We start from the raw sequence: 22,146 nt of genomic DNA, 5'->3' as shown, positions 1-22,146 counted from the left end.
CCTATCAGCTGAGACCCGACAAGGAGCGATCTTGCCTCGCGATCTTTTAAACCATCAAAAGATCGCGAGGCAAGCTCGCTCCTACAGGGGATTTGCCTGTACGAAATGCCTTTCACTTGCACCAATCTGCATTCAGTCGCAAGCTTTGCTCCTTCTGGAGAACCCACCCGCGATGAACCTCGAAGAACTCACTCAGCGCATGCACCGCATCCGCGATAACAACGACTGGAAGCAATTTCACAGCCCGAAAAACCTGGCCATGGCGGCCAGTGTCGAAATGTCCGAGCTGGTTGAAATTTTCCAGTGGCTCAGCGAAGACCAATCACGCCAATTATCCGCCGACAAACTGGCCCACGCCGGGCAGGAAGTCGGGGACATCGTGCTGTACCTGTTGCTGTTATGCAGTGAGTTGGGGCTGGACATGGAGCAAGTGGTGCGCAGCAAACTGGCCGACAATGAAAGGCGTTTCAGCAAATGAGTGACCGTCACTTCGATCAACTGGCCACCCGGTTTGCTGAAAAGATCTACGGCGGAGCCAAGGGCGCGATTCGTCTGGCAGTGCTGCAGGCCGATCTTGAAGAGGCGCTGCCACAGCGCCCGTTGCGGGTACTGGATATCGGCGCCGGGCTGGGCCACATGTCGCTGTGGCTGGCTGAGCGCGGGCATGACGTGACGCTCGCCGAACCGGCCGCACCGATGCTCGAAGGCGCACGCGAGCGCTTTGCTGCTGCAGGTCAGACCGGCACCTTTATTCAGGCACCGTGGCAAGAGCTGCCAGGACAACTGACCGAGCCCTACGACTTGGTGATCTGCCATGCCGTACTCGAATGGCTGGCCGAGCCCCACACCATCCTGCCGGTGTTGCATCAACTGACCGCCAAAGACGGTTGGCTGTCGCTGGCGTTTTATAACCGCGACGCCCTGATCTACCGCAACCTGCTCAAAGGCCACTTCCGCAAAATGCGCAAGAACACCCTGGCCGGTGAAAAGCAAAGCCTGACCCCGCAAGAACCGCTCGACCCGCGAGAACTGGCCTGCGCCCTTGAAGGTCTGTGGCAGGTGCAAAGCCAAAGTGGCGTGCGTGTGTTTCACGACTACATGCCAGTGGAGTTTCAAGCCCGCGCCGACCTTGAAGCGCTGGTCGAAATGGAGCTGGCCCACCGTCGCCATCCTGCCTTCGCCGGGCTGGGACGTTATCTGCATTGGGTATGCCGCCCGGTTTAACACCCGCATGGGGAGATGATGATGTATCGCCGCGTTGCCTTGCTCGCTGTAAGTCTGGGATTGGCTGCGTGCCAGAGCCCCAACCCGTATACCGCCAGTTCCATGCCCATCCCGCCGGCCCCGCCGCAAGCGGCCAACACCCTGGACCTGAGCGCCTACCCGGCGCCGCCACGGGACTACGGCCGCTATCAAAGCTGGGCCTGGCGCAATAACCAACTGCCGGCAGGGTCCGCTTGGGCCGATTCCGCACAAATTGCCGAAGCGGTCAGTAATGCCCTCGATCAGCGCGGATTGCGCCCTGCACAACCTGGCCACCCCGCTGATTTGTGGGTGAGTGCAGATTTACACACAGAAAAACGCTTGCGCCAGGTTCAGGACGACTATGGTTATGGCGGCATGTACGGCGACCGTTATGGTCGCTATGGCAACCAGTACGGCATGTACAACAGCGTACCGGTTGTGCGCACCTATGAAGTCGAAGTGATGGTTGTACGGCTCAATCTGTATGACGGAAAAACAGGTCAGCCGGTCTGGAGTTCAAGTGCAGAAACCAGTAGTAAAGGCAGCCTGAGCGAACGCAGTGACGCCCTGCGCGAATCACTGAACAAAGCAGTGCAGGCTTATCCTCCCCATTAAAACTGTTTGTTTAAGCGGAGACTCACCATGTTAGGACGCATTGCTTTACTGGGACTGGCCCTGCTGCTAAGCGCGTGCAACAGCATGCAGGTCACCCATGACTACAACCCGGCGGTCAATTTTGCGCAGTTCAAGACGTGGGCCTGGAAAGACCCGGCCGTGCAGTTTTTACCCGACACCCCGATGGTCAATAACGGCCTGACGGCACAGCGCGTGGTCATGGCCCTCAGCAGCCAGCTGGATCAGCGCGGTCTGACCCAAGTAGCACCCGGCGTCAAACCCGACCTGTGGGTACAAACCTACATGGTCGTGGCCAACCGCCAGGAACAGGTCACCAACTACAGCTATGACGGTGGCCCTTGGGGCGGACCTTGGGCTGGGCCATGGGGCGGTTACTGGGGCGGCAATTATTGGGGCGCACCGGCATACGCCGAAACCCGCAATATCGTCTACCAGGTGGGCACCTTGCAGGTTGACCTGATTGACGCCAAAGACGGCAAACTGGTCTGGCGTGGCAACGCCGAAAAAGTCGTCGACGAAGATGCCACGCCTGCAGAGCGTAGCGCGGCGATTTCCAAGGCAGTCACTGAAATCATGAGTAATTATCCACCCAAGCCAGGGCGTTAATTAAATGAAGCCAACTCACTAACAAAGTATATAACTGCGAAGTATTAATACTTTAGTAAGTGAGTTGGCCCTACTCTCCCCCCTTTACAACCTTTCATCCAACAGTTCTCATTAGTTGCAATCACGGGCCTTATAAAGTGTGCAACTGGCCAGCATCCTGATCACTTCTTGACTACACTCGCTAAAACTTTAGAGCGAAGCGCTGGACAGTGTTCCAGTATCAGGAGTGCTCAATGTCTCCCCCCTCTCGTCGTGCGTATTTCAACGGCCCCCGCCAACAACACGGGGCGATTGGTTTAATGGCGGCACTGACGCTGGGGATGGTGCTGATCTTTATGTTGCTGGTGGTCGACGGCGGTCGCCTCTACCTCGAACAACGCAAGCTGCAACGGGTTGCTGACATGGCGGTGCTTGAGGCCGTTAGCCGGGGCGGCAGCTGTGCTGCCACCCCGTCGACCGCCACGCTGTACGCCACCCAAAGCGCCGCCCGCAACAGCTTCGTGCCGGCTGGCACACAGCAAACCCTGAATGCAGCCTGCGGCACCCTGGTCACCGTCAACCAACTGCGCACCTTCCAGCTCGACCCCAGCAAAAGCGACGCTATCCGCGTGATTGCCACCAACACAATCCCTACCAGCATTGCCGGTGGTGTGTGGGATTTGGTGAGCAAGGGGACGTTGTCGACGACCACGAAGTTGACGGCGAGTGCGGTGGGGAGCAGGCCGGGACCAACGTTGGCACAAATCAGTATTCGCACCACCTTGGCCACGGTAAATACCTCGCAGTCTCCACTGCTCAATAATTTATTCTCGGGGTTGTTGGGCGGGAATGTGTCCATCTCGGCAGTTGGCTGGGATGGTTTAGCCAAAGCCAACATAAACTTGCTGCAATATTTGAATCAACTGGCAATTAACTTGGGTGTCAACGCAGGCGATTACACAACCTTGCTTAATACAAACGTTACTGTCACCCAGCTCATAAAAGCAGCAGCGTCCGTTGCCACACTTAACGGCGCAACACTTGATGTTCAAACTGCGTTAGCCAACCTGCAAGTCGCCGCCATCAACAACACACCCTTAAAAGTTGGAGACCTGTTAAAACTACAAACAGGCACATCCTCTGCGGGTTTGGATACAGACTTGAATTTGTTCTCTCTTATTCAGGCGGCCATTCAAATTGCCAATAAAAATAACGCCGTGGCTGTGAGCCTTCCTATCAATATTCTTGGCCTTGCAAAGGTGACGACTACCGTCAAAGTGATTGAACCACCCCAGTTTTCGGCAATCGGAAACCCGGCCACAGATAGAATTTATGTCCGTACAGCGCAAGTGAGATCTCTGATTACCATCGAGCTCCCCATTCTCAATACTGTCAGTGCGCTTTTGAATTTAGTCACAGACCTGCTTTCAGGTATTACTGGCCTTCTTCAAGGACTGATCTGCGGGTTGGGACTGTGCGGGACCACATTCGACATTAAGATATTGCCTCCTCCATTGATTCTCAGCATCAACTTGGATACCGGCGGAGCAGATGCTTTGGTGACCGGGTATACCTGCCCTTCCGGGACCTCTGGCAGCAAAAGTTTGACGGTCCAGGCCAATACCGTACTAGCCAACCTGAATATCGGAAGCATCGATGCCAGCAAAGCATTTTCTTCTTCAAATCCGGTAACCGTCACCCCTTTGCCCATCGTAAATATCATCAGTAAAAACTGCGGTCTCTTCGGGTGTGTCTACAAAGACTATGGGGGTGGCGGGATTGCACTCATGGCCACACTGCCCATTGCTAAAACGCCCAGCACCTTAATTTATTCGGCTGCCACAAACTCGGTTCCGCCTAACCTTAAACAACCTCCGATGGCTAAATCTGCCAGCCCCACTACGAATATCGTAGATAGCCTAAGAAGTACTATCAGCAATGTACCGATCAAACTTTATGCCCCTGTAGACGGCACAGGCATTTTGAGCGCACTCGCGACGGGGTTAACGAATACTGTTAATGCAACGCTTCTGGCGATTGTAAACCTCGCATCCGGACTCATTACTGGAGTTTTAAGCCCTTTACTCGACCCACTACTCAATAACCTGCTGTCACTGTTGGGCATTAACCTCATGGCCACCGAAGTCGACGCCAACCTCTCCTGTGGCCAAGGTGGCCCCGCCCAACTCGTGCTCTAACCTTCAACCACCGGCAACTCCACGCAAAACCGGGCCCCGTGCCCGGTGTTGCTGACGCTTAAGCGACCGCCCATGTTGTCGATAATCCCGTAGCTCACAGACAACCCCAGCCCTGTGCCCAGGCCGACCGGTTTGGTGGTGAAGAAGGGCTCGAAGATCCGTTCCAGCAGACGCGGGTCGATGCCGCCTGCATTGTCTTCCACCGTCACACGCACGCCGTTGTCACTCGCGCCTGCGGTCAAGGCAATCCAAGGGGTGAACGCGTGGTCGGTTTCGCGCTTGCTCATCAGTGCATCGCGAGCGTTGATCAACAGGTTGATCAGCACTTGTTCCAATTGGTCGACATGGCCGCGCACCTGCAACGCATCGCTCAAACACTCTGTGCGCAACTCAATGCCTTTGCCGCGCAAGCCTTCGCACAGCAAGGCCAAGGCGCCTTCCAGCGCTTGCGCCGGGTTGAAGGCTTGTTGCTCGACTTCTGATCGACGGCCGAACACGCGCATGTGGTCGACCACCCGCGCTGCCCGCTGGATCTGGGCATCGATACGGGTGAGTTTGTCTTGCAGGTAGTCGTGCTCCACATCGCCGTTGCTCACGCGCTTGAGCATGTTGGCGATGGCCATGCGCATGACGTTCAATGGCTGATTGATTTCGTGGGCAAGGCCCGTGGCCATTTCACCCAAGGTGGCCATTTTGGCGCTCTGGGTCATTTGCTGTTGCGAGCGACGCACGTCGGTGTTGTCGCGGCCCACGGCCTGGACTTCGAGCAACTGGCCCTGGGCATCAAACACACCCCGGTCCGACCACACCCACCAGGCGTACTCATGCCCCGGCAGTTGCAAGCTGATTTCTGCGGTGCTCACCGGGTTTTGCGGGGTTAACCGGGCAATGCGCTGCATAAATTCCGCCCGCTGCTCGGTCGACAACCAACTGCCCAGATTCACCCCCGGCAATGCCTGCGGGGTGCACTCCAGGTACGCCGCCAGCGGCTGGTTGCCAAAGGTCAGGGTCAGGTCTGGCAGATAACGGCAAATCATCGCGGGCGAGTCTTCGACCAGCACCCGATAACGCTCTTCACTGCGCTTGACCCGTTCAGTGGTCTCGGTGGCTTCGGTGACATCCAGCCACAACCCCACAGCCTCGATCGGTAGCCCAAGGTCATCGCGCAATAATTTGGCTTCGTCCAGCAACCAGTGATAGTTGCCCTTGCTATCGCGCAGGCGATACCGACGCCGGGCGCTGCCAAAGCGCAACAGTTGGCGGGTGCGGTCAAAGTACTGCTCGCGATCGTCGGGGTGAATCCACTCGATCAGCCCGGCCCCCTGGCTCTCGGCCAACGTCCAACCCAGTAACGGTTGCAGGCTGGCGCTAAAAAAGGCGGGCACTAACGCTCCTTTCTCATAGCGCTGCACATAAATCACCGCCGGTGAACTGGCGATCAGGTTGTCCAGCCGCGCATGGGCGGCCGTCGCTTGAAGTTGCTGACGTTTGATTTCGCTGACATCCAGCATAAAACCGACGATACGCCGCTGGCTGCCCGTGCCGACCGCTTGCCCCTGAATCCGATACCACGGGGTCGGCCCCGCGTTCTGCGGCACGTCCAGACGCGCAACCACCATCAGGTCTTTGCCGTGTTCAATCAGCTCATCAAAACGAATACTGAGCTCATCACGATCGGCCGGATGAAACAGCGCCAGCCAGGCTTTGCAGGTTAATGGCGTGTGCGGGGCCGACAGGCTTTCGGCCAATTGCGGGGCCAACTGCACCTGCTCGGTGGCCGTCGACCACTCCCACCAACCCGTGCCCAACAAACCTTCCAGCGCTTGCACCCGCTCGCGGTGCTCAGCCTGTTGCTGCTCGCGCAAGCGCTCCAGCAAAGGCCCGGCCAAGGCGGCGCACACGTGCGACCAATCACTCTCTCTCATCAGCGCAGGGCGTGTAGAAAACCCCAACAACAGCCAGGCGCAGAGCCCGCGCTGATCGTGATAAGGCATGCACAAGCCATCGGTCGCGCCCAGCAGGTTACTGAATTGAAACGGTTGCTCGTTGGCAGCGGCCATGCCGGAATTACGCGTACCACTGAGGCTGTCCAGCGCGCTGCCCAGGCTTTGTCCCACCTCCCACAAGTGCGCTGCTCCGGGCGCCTGATAAACACTAAAGAGGCTCCAGTCCGGCTGCCCTTCTTCACGCAGCGCCAAGGCGATGCACGGCACCTGCCATTGCTCGCCGATGCGTTGCAACGACTCCTGCGTCACCTGCGGCAAACGCGCCATGCTGCATAAGCGTAATTGTCTGGCCAGGCTCAAGCTTAGTTGCATGCACAGCTCACGGTTGTGGGCTTGCTGGCCTTCGCGCCGCAGGTCGCTGATGTCCAGCAACTGCAACAGCCAGCCGTCAGCGTGTGGCTGAACCCAACCGCGGGTGTGCAGCACAGAACCCCCGGCGCATTGGAAGTCCAGATCAAGGCTGTGCCCCAACCAATCGGCCGGGGCACCTTCAAGAGCCTGGGTGCTGCCCGGCACCAAATAATCGAGCAATAAACGCGTAGCGTCAGCGCCGCTGACCGGCTGCACACCGAAACGCTGCGCGCCGTGCACCTCCAGCACTCGCCCCTGATGATCGAGCAACAGGTGCAAGACCGTGTCCTTGCCGGGTTGCGCGGTACGGTGCTCAGGCAAAGGGGCTTGAGCGCGGCCCGAGAAGCGCCCAAATGGCTTGCCGCCCAGGTTCAAAACTGCAGGCTCGACTGGGCCGACAAGGTGTCCGGCAAGCTCGGCACCGTGATGCCGCCCGGCAGTTTAAGCACCGGCAAGATGCTGTTGAGCGTTGCAGCCGGGAGGCTAACGGTCACGGTTAATACTCCCGCGCTGTACACCGCCGTTTTACTGATGTTGGTGGTCATCGCCGTGGGCATCCAGCCCAATTGCTGGTCCAGCACGCCCTTGGCCACCGATTCGACCTTGGCCTTGTAATCTGCGGTCGCCAACGTCGGGTCCACCGCCATGCTGCGGCGCACCGCCTCGGCCGTCGACTGGTTAAAAGACTGCATCAGCAGCAGTGGAAAGCTGTAGCTGAGCACGCCATACAGAACTGAGAAAAAGATCACAAAAACCAGGGCGAACTCAATCGCCGCCGCGCCTTTTTGTGAGTGGGGAAGGTCAACTTTCATGACTGCGTCTACCCTGACAATTCACCGTGATATCAGCATAGAATCATTCGAAGAAAAGGGACGGGAATACGTGATCCATTTAGCGGTTTTATTCATTTGGTTTGCCGCCTGCGCCGCCCAAGACCTTTACCAGCGCCACATCGCCAACAGCCTGACGTTTGGTGCCGCAGCCCTGGCGTTGGTGTACCTGCTCTGGACCGGCACCACCTGGCTGGGCGCCAGCGCGGCTGAAGGCGGCTGGGCCCTGTTGATTGCTTTGGTCCTGACCTTGCCCGGCTATGCCCTGAACAAACTGGGCGCTGGCGATGTAAAACTGTTGATGGCACTCGCACTGGCAACCGATCGTCCGATACTGCTGGGCACGTTTATTGGCGCAGGTCTTAGCGCCGGACTGTGGTTTTGGCTCGCGCCAAAAGTGCTCCCTCTATTGAATCAACGCTTTAGCCAACCCCACGGCAAAAACATCCCGCAAGCGTCAAAAAAACTGCCCTTCGCCCCGTTTCTTTTATGCGGCTTCAGCCTGTCCGTTTTGTGTCTAACCTAATCAAAACGAAGGATTTATTACATGTACAGCGTAGGAAACTACGTCTATGTTTCCTGAACCCCTCGCCATTCACACGAGTGGTACAGGACGTCTTAAATTGGCTTGCCAGGCATGGAGTAGCGCGTGAACAAGCTCACCTCAAAAATAAAAGTGTTAGTGGTCGACGATCAGCCGCTGATTGTCGAAGAACTCAGTGAGTTCCTGGAAAGCAACGGATACCGTTGCGTGCCTTGCGAATCAAGCCGTGAAGCCGTGGAGGCGTTTGTCGCGGATCCCGAGATAAGTCTGGTGCTGTGTGACCTGCACATGCCCGACATGAACGGCATCGAATTGACGCAGCATCTGCAGAAAATTGCCGGCAAACACCGCCTGTTTGAAAGCATCCTGTTGACCGGCCATTCCGACAAACAGGACGTGATCAAAGCCTTGCGCATCGGCATTGCCGATTACTATCCCAAGCCGGTTGACCTTGGCGAATTGCTCGAGGGCATTCAGCGTCAGGAGGCCGTCCTGCGCGAACGGCAAAAGAACGAGCATCTGGGGCATTTGAACCAGAAGCTGCAGTATTTGGCTGAGTCTATCGACGACCTTTATCAAGACATGGAAACAGTTCGCCATCCGCCGCCGTTCAAGAGCACTGTGGCTGCGGAGGACGAAGCCTTGAGTGACCTGCCACCGATTTTCAAGCAGTTGTCACCGCGCCAGCTGGACGTGGCCAAACTGGTGGGCAAGGGCCAGACCAACTACCAGATCGCCTGTGATTTGGGCATCACCGAAAACACGGTCAAGCTCTACGTGTCCCAGGTGTTGCGCCTCACCCACATGAACAACCGCACCCAGTTGGCACTCGCCCTCTCCCCCAGTGCATCCGCCCAACAACATCGGCAAACGGCGCACTGACCGCAGCCTGTAGCCGCTGCCCAAGGATGAGGCTGCGATGGGTTGCGCAGCGACCCTACACGGCTGTCCGGGGCCGCATCGCAGCCTTCGTTCCTCGTCAGCGGCTACAAGAGCCAACGCAACCCTGTAACCGCTGCCCAAGGATGAGGCTGCGATGGGTTGCGCAGCGACCCTACACGGCTGTCCGGGGCCCGCATCGCAGGCTTCGTTCCTCGTCAGCGACTACAAGAGCCAACGCAACCCTGTAGCCGCTGCCCAAGGATGAGGCTGCGATGGGTTGCGCAGCGACCCCAAACGGTTGTCCGGGGCCCGCATCGCAGGCTTCGTTCCTCGTCAGCGGCTACAAGAGCCAACGCAACCCTGTAGCCGCTGCCCAAGGATGAGGCTGCGATGGGTTGCGCAGCGACCCCAAACGGTTGTCCGGGGCCCGCATCGCAGGCTTCGTTCCTCGTCAGCGACTACAAGAGCCAACGCAACCCTGTAGCCGCTGCCCAAGGATGAGGCTGCGATGGGTTGCGCAGCGACCCTACACGGCTGTCCGGGGCCGCATCGCAGCCTTCGTTCCTCGTCAGCGGCTACAAGAGCCAACGCAACCCTGTAGCCGCTGCCCAAGGATGAGGCTGCGATGGGTTGCGCAGCGACCCTACACGGCTGTCCGGGGCCGCATCGCAGCCTTCGTTCCTCGTCAGCGGCTACAAGAGCCAACGCAACCCTGTAGCCGCTGCCCAAGGATGAGGCTGCGATGGGTTGCGCAGCGACCCCAAACGGTTGTCCGGGGCCCGCATCGCAGGCTTCGTTCCTCGTCAGCGACTACAAGAGCCAACGCAACCCTGTAGCCGCTGCCCAAGCATGAGGCTGCGATGGGTTGCGCAGCGACCCCAAACGGTTGTCCGGGGCCCGCATCGCAGGCTTCGTTCCTCGTCAGCGACTACAAGCAAGAGGCCGCGGCGAAAATGCCTTATTGCTGCTTGGCCTTACCGCCTTCGTCCTGTTTGTAATACTCAGGGATGGGGTGGGTGTAGCTGTCCAGCCAGCGTTGCAGGCTGCGCTCGCGCTCGGCCGGGGTCGCTACCTGACGTTCCTTGGACTGGGCCTGACCGCTGACTTGCAGCTGCAACCAGCGCTCGGTTTCCTGCTGGTACTGGGACGCCGGCCCCGGTTCAACCGCCCAAACACTCAGCGGCATCATGCCCAACAACACGGCCAAACGAAGCGAACATTTCATGGCAAACCTCCAACGCTTTATTTGATTGCAGCCACCTGATGACTCGCCGGTTTGGCAGCCTGGGTTTTCAGGGCCTGGGCCCTGGCTTGCGCGTCACTCACTTGTTCGGGGGTCAATTCAGCGCGGCTGGCCAGCTCCGCCGCTTGGTTCCATTGGTCCTGATAGATGAGCAAGGTGACCAGGTTCAACGCCGCCAATTGATCCGATTGCTTAAGCTCCAGCGCCGTCAAGAACTCAAAACGCGCTTCGTCGGTGCGCAGTTGGTTGAGGTACACCACGCCCAGGTCATTGCGGATTTTTTCGTCCGTGGGCGCCGCTTGCGCTGCGCGCTCAAGGTAGGACGCCGCCAGCGTGTTATCGCCTCGCGCTGCCGCCAACTGGCCCAGGCCATGATCACCTTCAGCGCTCAAGCAGGTGCCGAGCAGCCCGCGGTACAGTGGCCCGGCTTCAGGGCGGCCCAACTGGCGATAGATCCGCGCCTTGCGCAATTGCACCTGGGCGTAGCCTTGCGGCAGGTTTTGCAGGTTGGCCAGGCTGGCGTGCAGCTTGCCCTCCTTGGCCATGTCATCGGCCAGGTTCATCGACAGCTCCTGATCGTCGCTCAACTTGCCGCAACTGCCACCGCTAAAGGCGGCCCACGGCGGGTTGCTTTGCCCCCCGGTGGCACATCCCCCCAGCATCAACAGCGCACACACGGCCATGACTGCTTTCATGCTCATACTCCTGATCAAGAGCCAAAGGCCCGTGCGATTGCAATAAAACTCGGCCCGCCCAACACAATCAGCAACGCCGGAAACAGAAACATCATCATCACCACCGACATCTTGGCGGACATTTTTGAGATGTATTCCTCCATGCGGGTGAGACGTCGGTCATCCAGCAGGCTTTTCAGTGACTGCAACGATTTCATCGCGCCACCGCCCTGCTGCAGCAATTGCTTGAGAATCACGCAGGTGTCGTCAAACTCATCCACCGCTAGCAAACTGGCCGCCTTGTCCAGTTCCTGGCTCAACTCCAGGCCCGAGTCCACGCGGGCCAGCACCAGCCGCAGCTCGCCTGTAAGCACCGGCAACAGTTGCCGGGCTTCGATGCTCAACACGCGCAGCGCTTGCTCCACCGCCATGCCCGACTCAAATAAAATGCGCAGCAGCGGGATAAACGTCGACACCTCAACTGCCGCCGCTTCCTGACGCTTTTTAGCGACATGGGCAAGCATGCGTTTGGGGATCAGATACCCCAGCGCCAAAGCAAACAGCAGCACGATCATCAAATAGCCGGAACCTGGGTAAAACAGTTCATGCCCCAGAAACGCCAGCCCGGCCACGGCCACCGGCGTACCGACCTGGAACGCCGCAAACAGCGAACGCTGGCTTGCCGTGCGCCAGCCCACGCGGTTCAGCAACACTTGGGTTTCGTTGTCCATGGACACCGAGCGCTGGCCAAACTTGCTACTGCCCAATGCGCGCATCCACACGCTGATCTTCCCCGGCCCGGTTTTTTCGCCCTCAAGGCGCTGCACCACCCGTTGTTGCCGCAAGCGCTGTTGAACCGCGCCATGGATCAAGACCCCGAGGCCTGCCAACAGCAACACTGCGCAAATCAGCAAGGCCATGTCATACGCTCCGTACCATGCGCCACAAGGCAAAACAGCCAATGGCTTGCAAGCCAAACGCGGCAATCAGCAAATGTTGACCACTCGCGTCGTGCCACATGTTCACCAGAAAGGTCGGGTTGGTGACCATGAAATAGCCGCCCACCAACAGCGGCAACAGCGCCAGCACCAACGCCGTGACCCGCGTTTCGCCAGTCATGGCCTTGAGCTTGCGCGCCCCTGATTCACGCTCACGGATCAACACGATGAGGTTTTCCAGCAGTTCGCTGGCGTTGCCGCCGTAGCGGTGGTTGACCTTCAAGCCCAGGGCAAACATGCGAAATTCATCGCGCTCATACAGCTCGGCAAAATCCTGCACCGCCTCGGGCAAACTCACGCCCAACTGCACGTTGCGCGCCACCCGGCTGATGCTGTCTTTGAGCGGGTCATGGGAGGCCTCGATGGCATTGAGCACCGCATCGGCCAAGGTGCGCCCGGCCTTCAGGCTGCGCACGCAGTGGTCGAGCAATTGCGGCAGTTGCTCAACCATGCGCTTGACTCGACGCTGGTAACGCCAGCTGACAAAAAGCTTTACGCAGACCGGCGGCGCGACCAGGAACACCAGAAAAAAAAACCAGCCGCCCAGCAGAGCTGCCAACGCCACGGCACCGGCCCAGATCAGCAGCCACAGCCCCAAACGTTCCGAAGGGCGCCCCAACCCCGCCTGCAAAAATGCCCGGTCCAGCCACTCGACACCCAGCGCCTTGTCCGCCATTTGCGGATGGCCTTCGGTCAAGCGGCCCAGCACCCGGCTGGTGGTGGGATCGCGCAAGGCGCGGTAGACCAGGTTCATCGACATCATGAACATCATCAGGCTGATCGCGAACAGTATCAGGGCCGGAATCATGATCTGCGCCTCAGCCGTTGGCATTCAGAATCGGGTCACGACGCAACTTGTCGCTCGCCGGGTTCAGTGCCTCGCGCACAAAGCCAAAGCCGGTGCGTTTGTCCAGCCGGAACAAGGTGTTGGTGACATACACATCGTCACGCACGCCCACCACTTCCAGCACTTCACTGACACAGCGGCGCCCGTCAGACATACGGGTCAGTTGGATAATCACGTCGAGGGCGGCGCAGATCATCTGGCGCAGGGTTTTTTCCGCCACCGTGCGGCCCGTCAAACCCACCAACGTTTCAAGGCGCAACAAGGCGTCTTGCGCGGTGTTGGCGTGCACGGTGCTCATTGAGCCATCGTGGCCGGTGTTCATCGCCGTCAGCACATCGAGCACTTCCACGCCTCGAATCTCGCCTAGGATGATGCGGTCCGGGCGCATCCGCAGGGCGTTGCGAATCAGGTCGCTGGATTTGACTTCACCGTGCCCTTCGGAATTCGGCGGCCGGGTTTCAAGGCGCACCACGTGGGGGTGGCCCAGCTGTAATTCGGCGACGTCTTCGATGGTGACCAAGCGCTCGTGCGGGTTGATCAATTGGCTGAGGATATTCAGCAACGTGGTTTTGCCGGTGCCGGTGCCGCCGCTGATCAAAATGTTGCAGCGCTTGCCCACCGACTCCTGAAAAAACTCATAGATCGATTGATCGATGGTTTGCATCGCCACCAGGTCGCTGCTTTTGAGCATGTCTTTGCGAAACTTCCGGATCGACAGGCAGGGACCGTCCAGCGCAATGGGCGGGATGATCGCGTTCACCCGGCTGCCATCGGGCAGGCGCGCATCGACCATGGGTGACGACTCATCCAGGCGCCGACCGAGCGGCGCCAAAATGCGCTGCATCACACGCTCGACGTGATGATCGTCGATAAAACGCAAATCGCTGTGGCTCAACAGACCGTCGCGTTCAACAAACACATGGTGCGGGCCGTTGACCAAAATCTCGGTAACGGCGCTGTCGCGCAGCAGCACTTCGAGCGGCCCGAACCCCGTCAGCTCGTCAACAATTTCCTCGGCCAGACGTTCCATCTCGTAGCGCGAAATGGCCAGGTGCAAGCGCGATACGTATTCGGCCACGCGGTCGGTGACAAACTGCGACAAGGCATGGCGCGAATCTTCCAGCAGGTTTTTGCCGCTCTCCTCGATGGCGTCGATGATGTAACGGTGCAGCACCATTTTCAGGCCGTCGTGGTCGGCGCGCCCGTCTTTGTGAAGCCCGGAACCGAACAGCTGCTCTTTGGTCATTTGGACCCCCACAGACGGTTAAGCCATTTGTCCGCGACGGAGGACGGTTTGCCCGACGCCACAGAGCGCTTGGCCAACTGTTCACCGATCTTTTTCAAGCCTTGGCTCAAGGCCTCGCGCGGCCCCAGCTCAAACAACGTGACAGCCTGATTTTTCGCATTGAGGCGTAACTCGGCGCTCAGCGGCAACGACACCAGCACCGGTAAATCAAAGCTCTTGGCCAACGCATCGACATCCGGAGCAATCCCCCGCAGGCAGCGGTCGACCACCAGCCCCGTGTGTTCGAGTTTCATGCCCTTGTTGCGCCAGAGGTTGAGTACGTCCAGGTTGCGGCGGCAATCGAGCACGTTCTGATCGACGTACCAGAGCAACTTGTCGCAGTGGGTCACGAACGTGCGCAGCGCCTCGCCATCCGGCTGGCCCGTGAGGTTCACCACAATGTGCTGAAAGTGCTGACGCAAGGCACTGAGCAACATGTACAACTCGGCGGCACTGGTGTGCTCCAGAGGCTCGTCGGCGTTGCTGTGGGCCAACACCCGCAAGCCGTCCGGGGTTTTGGTGAACGCACTGTCGATCAAGGTGCTGTCCAGGCGCCGAAGATGGCGCAGCGCATCGCCAAAAAAGAACGAGCTTTCAAGGCCCAACAGCGCCAGGCCGTCGCCACGGGGAATGCCCAAATCCAGAAACAGGGTTTTCTGCCCGCTCTTTTGCACCACCAGCGCCAAGTGGCTGGCCAGCAGCGCGCCATCGGCGTTGCATTGCGCGCTGAACAACACGCTGAGGCCGCCCAGTTCGGTATTCGGCGTCACCGGCGGCAGGCGCTTGCTCAGCCGGCGTACAAGCCCGGCCACTTCACTGGAGCGCGAGCCATAAGCGACAAAATCCCGGGCCCCGGCACGCATGGCATTGAGCACCAACTGGTTGTCCATGCCATCGCCCAAGGCCACGATCGCCAGCATCGGCTTGGCCTCCAGCGCGCCTTCGATCAACGCGCACTGGGCCACCACCTTCTCCCGGTCCAGCCCCACAAACACCAGCCCGGCAAAGGTCACGTCAATCAACGCGAGCAGTTCATCGAGGCTGCTGGTACCGGCCCCCACCACTTGGCCCAGCGGCGCCAACGCGCCCTGCAGCCACTCAAGATCGGTGTTGTTGCGCGTCAGCGCGAGAAACGTCTGGCTCAGGCTCTGGCTCATTGGGATAACCCGCTACGGCGATTGAAATTGCCATTTTCAAGGAAATACAAGCGATACCAGTTGGGGTCGTAATTGCGCAGTTTTTCGCCCGGCATGCTCGGCAGGGGCGCATTGGCAGCCAAGGGTTGAACCAGGTGCGGGGTCACGATCATCAGCAGTTCTTTCTCTTCGCGGCTGATGTTCGAATCACGGAAAAACGCCCCCAGAATCGGTACGTCACCCAGCCCCGGGAATTTGTTCACCTGCGAGGTGTTGCGCGTGCTGATCAAGCCGCTGATGACAAAACTTTCGCCATCGGCCAGCGAAATGCTGGTGTCAGTACGGCGCACGTTAAGCCCCGGTACCAGGGTCCCGGCGATGTTCACCGCGTTGGTGTAATCCAGCTCGCTGACTTCGGGTGCGACCTTGAGCAGGATGCGGTTGTTGCCGACCACGGTCGGAGTCAGCGTGAGGCGAATACCGAACTCCTTGTACTCGATCGACACGTTATCGCTGCCGCTGCTCGGCACAGGGATCGGTACTTCGCCCCCCGCCAGAAAGGTCGCACTTTGCCCGCTCAATGACACCAGGCTCGGCCGCGCCAGGGTGTAGGCAAAACCGCTGCCCTCCAGCGCATTGATCATCGCCCGGACCCGGCCACCGCCAAAACCAATGTTGAAGTTTTTGCTGTTGGCGATCGGACCGCCGGTGATGATGTTTTCAGCGTTGGTGATGAATGAGTTGGGTGAACCAAACAGAAAGTTGCTGCCCTGACCAAAGATCGACGTGCTGGCTTCCTGCAACTTGGTCCGGCTGACCTCAACAAAGCGAATATCGGTTTGTACCTGGCTGAGCAACGCAGGGTCTTCAGAGGGCGACACGGAGGCGCTGGTAAAGCTCTGGGTGGCTTTGCCCTTGACGAACACCATGCTCTGGCGCGGGGTTTTCGAACAGGCGGTCCAGACCATCAAGCTGGTGGTGCCCGGCGCGACACCGGTGAGCAAAAAGGCGTTGCTGCCGTTGGCATGCACATCGGCAATGCCCGGATCACCGACAGCAATGCGCGTAATGGCAACCGGCGAATCCAGTGCTTGCTGGATGCCCTGCCCCACTTCCAGCACCGCTGGCAATTGCCCAAGCGCTGAGCAATTGGAGGGCGCGGCCAGGGCCATTTCAAAAGGCAAGCTGCTTAGAACCAGAGTCCAGACAGCTCGTTTGTACAGCGCTACGCAACGATGGCTCATAGGGTCTTCCTTGCAGATCAGGCTTTTTTTATTGAGCAGGCTGTTGGGCCGTTTGGTTGCCGCGAATAATTTCGATGCCCCGCGCACGCGGAACGGTGCCGCCGCCAGAGTTCGCCACCGGGGCGACTTTTGCCGGGCCGGTAAAGGCCAATTGGTTGAACTGATAAAGGTCGCGTCGGGCGTTCTCAAGCTTGCTTGGGGCGTCTTGCTCACCCGCCCAGTACTTGCTCAAGCGATCTTCCTTGGCGCTGCGCACGGCCAGGCGCAAGGTGCCCGCCTGGGCTGCGAGCATCAGCTGGCTGAGCAGCGGCGCGGGAACGGCCAGCACGGCCGAACGTGCCGTGGCCCGGCGCTGTACTTGTTTGAGGGCTTCGTCGGCACTCAGCGTTGCCTTGGATGACTGACCGTCGCTGCTCTGCCCCACCTCATCCCCCACGCTCAACACCCGCACGGCCGGCACTACCACTTGCGCCGACTGCTGCGGGTTGGACTGGTCCTCGCGCAGGGACAACAACACGTCTACATAATCGTCAGGAGACAACTGCCCGCTGGCGCCGATCACTTCATCAATGGCCACCGCCAGTGCGCGCTCATCCGGGCGAATCATCCGCGCCAGCGGCCCACCGACTTCAAAGCTTTGTTCATTCAGCCAGGTACCCGCGCTCAAGCTGCGCCACGGGGCACGCCCTACCACCTGATCAACCGAGGCATAACTGCCTGCGGGCGCCGTGTGCAATTTTTCAAGGGTCACATCGTCGGCCGTCAAGGCCACATGCGGGGCAACATCGCGTACCAGCACCACCACAGGCTTGCGCGTCTGGTCTTCAACTGTGGCGACACTCTGCTCAACGACCTGCGTTACCGGTACCTGCGCAACCGGCTGCTGGCGGGTTATCACCAAACCCCAAAAACCCGCGGCAATGGCACCGATAAACAAGAGCGCGGCCAGGATCAAACTGCGTCGGTTATTCATTAACACACTCCCTTTGCCACTCTGTACTGCACATCTGGAAATCCATTCGCACATCGGTCGCTATGTCAGGCATTATTATTGCGACCATTTCGCTATTTGAAAGTAGCGCACACAAAGCAAAATGCCATTAGGCAACTCAAAAAAAATAGAGTGCCGCCGAAGACCTTGATTTACCGTAAGTTTCACATGGACACTTTTGGATTAATACTTTTGCATTAGTGCTTTTTAACAGTTGATGGATTCCCTTTTCTTGCCAATGCTGTGATGGCAAATAGTAATTACGTCGTCCCCTTGCTGCGAAGTGCCCTCTTTGGTGCACCCAGGAGAAATCAGATGTTTACCAATACTGTCCTGAAAGTCTATGTTCCGACCCAACTCTTCGTGGCGCACCATGTCAAGCAATTTACAAAGCGCACTGAAGGGGCATCGGGTATTGAATACGCCATTATTGCCGCCATGGTTGCGATTGCTCTCGCTGCCTTTGTGACGCCTATTTCTACTCAAATCAAGGCCATGTTTACCACTATTCAAACGGCGGTGACTAAACCAGCCGGTTAATTCAAAGGCTGTTTCAAGGTATGGACAAACTGCTGTCATTGCGGCGTTCTCAGGAGAGATCAGATGTTTTCAACAACTGTTCTGAAACTCTATGTTCCGGCCACTGTGTTTCTGACACAACAAGCCAAGTTGTTTTCCCAACGTACAGAGGGTGCTTCGGGTATTGAGTACGCCATTATTGCGGCGATGGTTGCTATCGTTTTAGCGGCCTTCGTCACGCCAATATCAGGCGCAATCAGTGCCATGTTTACGACGATTAAAGACGCTGTTACCAAACCTGCTTAATCCCATGAACAGCCGATCTAAACGCCAACAGCTTCTCTTGGTAGACGACGAAGAGGACGCTCTGCTGGAGCTCGCCGAACTGCTGGAGGGCGAGGGCTTTTGTTGCTTTACGGCAACCTCAGTTTCACTCGCCCTTCGGCAGTTGACCGTTCACCCGGACATTGCCCTGGTTATCACCGACCTGCGCATGCCTGAAGAAAGCGGCATTGCATTAATCCAGCGCCTGCGAAATCACACCGCACGCCAACACTTGCCCGTGATTGTTATTTCAGGTCACGCCGACATGGACAATGTCAGCGACTTATTGCGTTTACAAGTCCTGGACTTGTTCCGCAAACCGATCTATCACGACCGTTTGATCCACACCCTCAATTACTTATTCCCCGTCTCCAAACTCTACTCCATCCGCCCATAACCCACGAACTGTAGGAGCGAGCTTGCCTCGCGATCTTTTGATTGTTTAAAGATCGCAAGACAAGCACATCCTTATAACTGATAACTAAAACTCAAGGTATAACGCGGCCGGCGGTTAAAACTGTCCAACGCCATATCCGACATAGGCTTGGCCACTTCCAGCGATATATTGTAATAACGCTTATCGCCAAAACGCAGCCCGATGGCTGCAGATGACATATCAGAGCCTTTTAGCGGGAGTTCGTTAAACCAGGTTTTCGCCTTATCCAACACGGCATAAGGCTGTAACAATTTTACCCACTCACCGTCGCGATTAAAACTGTAGTTGAGTTCATAGGCCACACCCCAGCCTTTATCACCCGATGCTTGATCATCGGGATAACCCCGGCCAAAATTTTGACCGCCGAATACAGCACGCTCACTGTCCGCCAATGTATCGTCACTCCAATACAAAGCTCCCGACACTACGCCCTGCCAATTATCGAAAAACGTATCACTTTGAACACCTGACACACGCAAGCGAAAGAAATCCAGATCATAGTGATTGCCGGTCAAGTTACTTTCAGTCTTGGCCCCCAACCCATTAATCCCTTGATATAAACCTGCACTGACAATCCGCAATTGTTGGCCCGTGGACTTGCGCCAATCCCCTTCAACCGCAAGAGCCCGTACATTGGTTTTTTCGCTGATGGTTTGCGAATAACCGACGATGTCGTAATCGGTTTTATCGTTCACCCCGTATAAACGGCCCGCAACGCTTAACCATTGGTCAGGCGCAACGATCAGCGGGTGGCTGACGCCGACCGAAAAGCGGTCATTTTCGCGGTGGGGCTTGAGTTCAAAACCGTCACTGGTCGCAATGCTAGTGGCCGGGTCACTGCGATAACGCGTGCCATACAGGCTCAACTGAGTGCCTTCGGCGTTCAGATACTGGCTGTAATCAATGCGGTAGTAGTGTTCTTTGTCGTGCCCCGGCGGGAACAGCCCGCTCACGGTCAACTGCTCGGCCATGGCGGTTTGCGAGTTGCTGTTGACGCTGAACAAGGCCTGGGTACTGTCGCGGCTGCCTTCGACGAGGTTCATGCCGGTGGTGAAGGGTTTGCGGCTGGCCGTAACGTGCAGCGTCGCCGCCCCATCGGTGGTGCCCGGCGGCGGCACTTGCGCCTGCAATGTCACCCCCGGAATACGGCTCATCAGCGTGGCATAGCGGTCAAAGGTTTTACGGGTCAGCGGGCGCTCACCCTTGAGTTTGTCGACCAGCTCATCAATAAAGCCTTTGACCCGCCCGACATCTCCCTCCACCTGATAATCGCGGATATACCCTTCGACCAGCACCACCCGCACCAGGCCCTGATCAAAGTTCTGCGGCGGCAAAAACGCGTACGACAACAAGTACCCATCGGTTTGGTAGCGCTGGGTGATGGTGCGCGTCGCTTCAATCAGCTCACTGAGGGTAATTTCATGCCCCAGCAGCGATTTATAGGCGGCGCCCAGCTCTTGCAGCGGGTACACCGTGCCGCCCTCGATCTGCAATTTGCGGATGGTCAGGCGAGTGCTCATCAACAAGGGCTGGGCATCGGTCGCGGCCGGTTTGGGCAGCTTTAACGCCGGTGTTTGCGGGCGATAGGCATCCACCGGCAAGTTGGGCGCGGGCAGCGACTGCAGGGTTTCGTTGCTGTTGAGATAGCGTGGAAGAGGTTCGGCACCCACGTGCGGGGCCAAGGCCAATAACAAGAACGGGACATAAGTTCGCATATGACACTCCATGGTCAACAACAGCGGCTTAATGGCCTGGACGCGCCATTAAGCAATGACGCTGTCCAAACAGCAGTCCTACAACCTGGATACAAAAAAGACGAGGGATTCATGACAATCCCTCGTCTCAACCAAGCGTAGGCGTTGTAGGTATGGCCGTCGAACCGGCCAGGTGCAATTTCGTCAGTTTTTCTTGCCCAAATTACCCAGCCCGCCAACCACGCCTCCAACCAAACCTGTGACCAGGCCAGTTCCTGAACTTGCACCCGCACCCGCGCCAGCACCTGCTGCGGCACCCGCCCCGGCACCGACACCCGCACCTGAGGAGGAAGTACCTGCTCCCACCCCGACACCGGCGCCTACGCCCACCACCGCACCCACTCCACCGCCCAGCAAGCCGCCCACACCGCCTGTACCAGCGCCCGCTCCAGTGACGGTATTGACCACCCCGCCAACCGTGCCGGCAACACCGCCCACCAGGCCGCCTACTGCACCGCCTGCGCCCGTACCGGTGCCTGAACCTGCAACGCCGACGGCGCCTGTTACGCCACCCAGCAATCCACCAATGCCTGTGCTGGTGCCTGTACCGGTACCGGTGCCTGTTCCAGCCGCAGGGTTCACATAACCGCCCGCCTTGTCAGCCACACCGACGACACCGACCAACGCGCCACCGACCAGATTGGTGACCGGGTTTTGATCGCCCACGCCGGTCACTTTGTTGCCGACACCGGCCACCACTCCACCGACTTTGTTCAGCAGGCCGTCAACCGGTGCGCCCAACCCTGTGGCTGTGCCGATTTGCCCGGTGGTTTTTTCCACCAGCGAAATCACCGGCACCAGCACCTTGTCATTGACCCCGCCGGTTACTTGGCCCAATTGCCCGCTGGTGACATTGGTGGTCAGCGTATTGCCCAGCATGGTGACCGTGGTCCCGACTTTATTCACCAGGCCGCCGGTGACATCCGTAACGTTACCGGCAACGCCGCCCACGATCGGGATCTGGCTGATCGGTGTGTTATTGATTACCCCGCTCACGCCCTGGCCCAGTGAGGACACTCCTTTGCCAATATCAGACACGGCATTGGTTGCGCCAGCGACAGTGATGCCCAGTGAGTTTTTATCTGTACCAATCGTGCCCAGGCCTTTGTCCAGGCCGTCGGTGATGGACGTCACGGCATTACCGGTATTGGTCACCAACCCGCCTGCCGCGCCCACCACAGGCACCGTTGTCAGGGTGTTGCCCAAGTCGCTGACAGTCGAACCAACACCGCCGACAGCGCCGCTCACCTGGCTGATAACTTGCCCGGTGACAAGGGGCGTGTTGCCGGCGCCGTTGTTCCCGCCGCCGTTATTGCCGCCTCCGTTGTTGCCACCGCCGTTATTACCACCGCCGTTATTACCACCGCCATTGTTGCCGCCGCCGTTATTCCCGCCGCCGTTCTTGCCACCGCCGTTAT

Annotated in this window: 22 protein-coding genes; 10 read left to right on the top strand and 12 right to left on the bottom strand. The window is 58.4% G+C overall.

Annotated elements, in window-relative coordinates; translation table 11 throughout:
- The first annotated feature begins 172 nt into the window (after window positions 1-172).
- The 5 genes from QMX84_RS21630 to QMX84_RS21610 all read left to right on the top strand — a co-directional run bounded on the left by QMX84_RS21630 (window position 173) and on the right by QMX84_RS21610 (window position 4,664).
- Window positions 173-478: a MazG-like family protein gene (locus QMX84_RS21630; protein WP_262126301.1), complete on the top strand. Its 306-nt coding sequence runs from the start codon at window positions 173-175 to the stop codon at window positions 476-478.
- On the top strand, window positions 475-1,224 hold the full coding sequence (locus QMX84_RS21625; protein WP_262126302.1) for a methyltransferase domain-containing protein: 750 nt from the start codon (window positions 475-477) through the stop codon (window positions 1,222-1,224). Before QMX84_RS21630 ends, QMX84_RS21625 begins: the two co-directional genes overlap by 4 nt.
- A 21-nt stretch (window positions 1,225-1,245) precedes the next feature.
- Window positions 1,246-1,860, top strand: coding sequence for a DUF4136 domain-containing protein (locus tag QMX84_RS21620; RefSeq protein ID WP_048390317.1), 615 nt, complete (start codon window positions 1,246-1,248; stop codon window positions 1,858-1,860).
- Window positions 1,861-1,887: 27 nt separating this feature from the next.
- Window positions 1,888-2,487 (top strand): DUF4136 domain-containing protein, encoded by a 600-nt coding sequence (locus QMX84_RS21615; RefSeq protein WP_262126303.1) that lies wholly within the window; start codon window positions 1,888-1,890, stop codon window positions 2,485-2,487.
- Window positions 2,488-2,720: 233 nt separating this feature from the next.
- The gene (locus QMX84_RS21610) at window positions 2,721-4,664 is read left to right on the top strand and encodes a pilus assembly protein TadG-related protein (RefSeq protein ID WP_282364741.1); all 1,944 of its coding nucleotides are present in this window, start codon (window positions 2,721-2,723) and stop codon (window positions 4,662-4,664) included.
- Here QMX84_RS21610 and QMX84_RS21605 read toward each other — a convergent pair.
- The gene (locus tag QMX84_RS21605; protein ID WP_282364742.1) at window positions 4,661-7,342 is read right to left on the bottom strand and encodes a PAS domain-containing sensor histidine kinase; all 2,682 of its coding nucleotides are present in this window, start codon (window positions 7,340-7,342) and stop codon (window positions 4,661-4,663) included. The two genes, QMX84_RS21610 and QMX84_RS21605, sit on opposite strands and share 4 nt — an antisense overlap.
- Window positions 7,343-7,392: 50 nt before the next feature.
- Entirely contained in the window at window positions 7,393-7,833 is a 441-nt protein-coding gene (locus QMX84_RS21600) for a TadE/TadG family type IV pilus assembly protein (RefSeq protein WP_153338194.1), read from the bottom strand.
- 70 nt (window positions 7,834-7,903) lie between these two features.
- Here QMX84_RS21600 and QMX84_RS21595 point away from each other — a divergent pair, with 70 nt between their 5' ends.
- Together QMX84_RS21595 and QMX84_RS21590 are read left to right on the top strand one after the other, a co-directional pair.
- Window positions 7,904-8,377: a prepilin peptidase gene (locus tag QMX84_RS21595; RefSeq protein ID WP_262126358.1), complete on the top strand. Its 474-nt coding sequence runs from the start codon at window positions 7,904-7,906 to the stop codon at window positions 8,375-8,377.
- Between the two features lie 123 nt (window positions 8,378-8,500).
- Window positions 8,501-9,277: a response regulator transcription factor gene (locus tag QMX84_RS21590; RefSeq protein WP_262126306.1), complete on the top strand. Its 777-nt coding sequence runs from the start codon at window positions 8,501-8,503 to the stop codon at window positions 9,275-9,277.
- 958 nt (window positions 9,278-10,235) lie between these two features.
- Here the strand turns inward: QMX84_RS21590 and QMX84_RS21585 are convergent.
- Genes QMX84_RS21585 through cpaB form a run of 8 tightly spaced genes read right to left on the bottom strand, consistent with a single transcriptional unit; the run spans window position 10,236 to window position 17,677 of the window.
- The gene (locus QMX84_RS21585; protein WP_262126308.1) at window positions 10,236-10,502 is read right to left on the bottom strand and encodes a DUF3613 domain-containing protein; all 267 of its coding nucleotides are present in this window, start codon (window positions 10,500-10,502) and stop codon (window positions 10,236-10,238) included.
- Window positions 10,503-10,519: 17 nt separating this feature from the next.
- Window positions 10,520-11,215, bottom strand: coding sequence for a tetratricopeptide repeat protein (locus tag QMX84_RS21580; RefSeq protein WP_282364740.1), 696 nt, complete (start codon window positions 11,213-11,215; stop codon window positions 10,520-10,522).
- A 14-nt stretch (window positions 11,216-11,229) separates the two neighbouring features.
- Window positions 11,230-12,114, bottom strand: coding sequence for a type II secretion system F family protein (locus tag QMX84_RS21575; protein ID WP_262126310.1), 885 nt, complete (start codon window positions 12,112-12,114; stop codon window positions 11,230-11,232).
- A gap of 1 nt (window position 12,115) precedes the next feature.
- Window positions 12,116-13,000: a type II secretion system F family protein gene (locus QMX84_RS21570; protein WP_153392473.1), complete on the bottom strand. Its 885-nt coding sequence runs from the start codon at window positions 12,998-13,000 to the stop codon at window positions 12,116-12,118.
- 10 nt (window positions 13,001-13,010) lie between these two features.
- Window positions 13,011-14,285, bottom strand: coding sequence for a CpaF family protein (locus QMX84_RS21565; RefSeq protein WP_048366486.1), 1,275 nt, complete (start codon window positions 14,283-14,285; stop codon window positions 13,011-13,013).
- On the bottom strand, window positions 14,282-15,481 hold the full coding sequence (locus tag QMX84_RS21560; RefSeq protein ID WP_048366487.1) for a pilus assembly protein: 1,200 nt from the start codon (window positions 15,479-15,481) through the stop codon (window positions 14,282-14,284). Before QMX84_RS21560 ends, QMX84_RS21565 begins: the two co-directional genes overlap by 4 nt.
- Window positions 15,478-16,704 carry a type II and III secretion system protein family protein gene (locus tag QMX84_RS21555; RefSeq protein WP_153330656.1) on the bottom strand — a complete coding sequence of 409 codons (1,227 nt, stop codon included), beginning with the start codon at window positions 16,702-16,704 and terminating at the stop codon, window positions 15,478-15,480. The genes QMX84_RS21560 and QMX84_RS21555 overlap by 4 nt, the downstream gene beginning before the upstream one ends.
- A 28-nt stretch (window positions 16,705-16,732) precedes the next feature.
- Entirely contained in the window at window positions 16,733-17,677 is a 945-nt protein-coding gene (cpaB, locus tag QMX84_RS21550; RefSeq protein WP_262126312.1) for a Flp pilus assembly protein CpaB, read from the bottom strand.
- 333 nt (window positions 17,678-18,010) lie between these two features.
- Here cpaB and QMX84_RS21545 point away from each other — a divergent pair, with 333 nt between their 5' ends.
- The 3 genes from QMX84_RS21545 (at window position 18,011) to QMX84_RS21535 (ending at window position 18,935) form a co-directional block, all read left to right on the top strand.
- The gene (locus QMX84_RS21545; protein ID WP_153336416.1) at window positions 18,011-18,235 is read left to right on the top strand and encodes a Flp family type IVb pilin; all 225 of its coding nucleotides are present in this window, start codon (window positions 18,011-18,013) and stop codon (window positions 18,233-18,235) included.
- A 63-nt stretch (window positions 18,236-18,298) separates the two neighbouring features.
- Window positions 18,299-18,520 (top strand): Flp family type IVb pilin, encoded by a 222-nt coding sequence (locus QMX84_RS21540; RefSeq protein ID WP_282364739.1) that lies wholly within the window; start codon window positions 18,299-18,301, stop codon window positions 18,518-18,520.
- Window positions 18,521-18,524: 4 nt separating this feature from the next.
- Window positions 18,525-18,935: a response regulator gene (locus tag QMX84_RS21535; RefSeq protein ID WP_262126315.1), complete on the top strand. Its 411-nt coding sequence runs from the start codon at window positions 18,525-18,527 to the stop codon at window positions 18,933-18,935.
- A gap of 71 nt (window positions 18,936-19,006) precedes the next feature.
- On the opposite strand, the gene QMX84_RS21530 is transcribed toward QMX84_RS21535, so the two are convergent.
- Window positions 19,007-20,689, bottom strand: coding sequence for a POTRA domain-containing protein (locus tag QMX84_RS21530; protein WP_282364738.1), 1,683 nt, complete (start codon window positions 20,687-20,689; stop codon window positions 19,007-19,009).
- Between the two features lie 183 nt (window positions 20,690-20,872).
- A partial coding sequence (locus QMX84_RS21525) for a collagen-like triple helix repeat-containing protein (RefSeq protein ID WP_282364737.1) occupies window positions 20,873-22,146 on the bottom strand: 1,274 nt, incomplete at its 5' end.

It is taken from the genome of Pseudomonas sp. PS01297 (genome assembly GCF_029959305.1).
GTDB lineage: Bacteria > Pseudomonadota > Gammaproteobacteria > Pseudomonadales > Pseudomonadaceae > Aquipseudomonas > Aquipseudomonas helleri.
The sequence above is the reverse complement of the archived record's forward strand: the minus strand, read 5'-3'. Positions and strand labels throughout refer to the sequence as shown.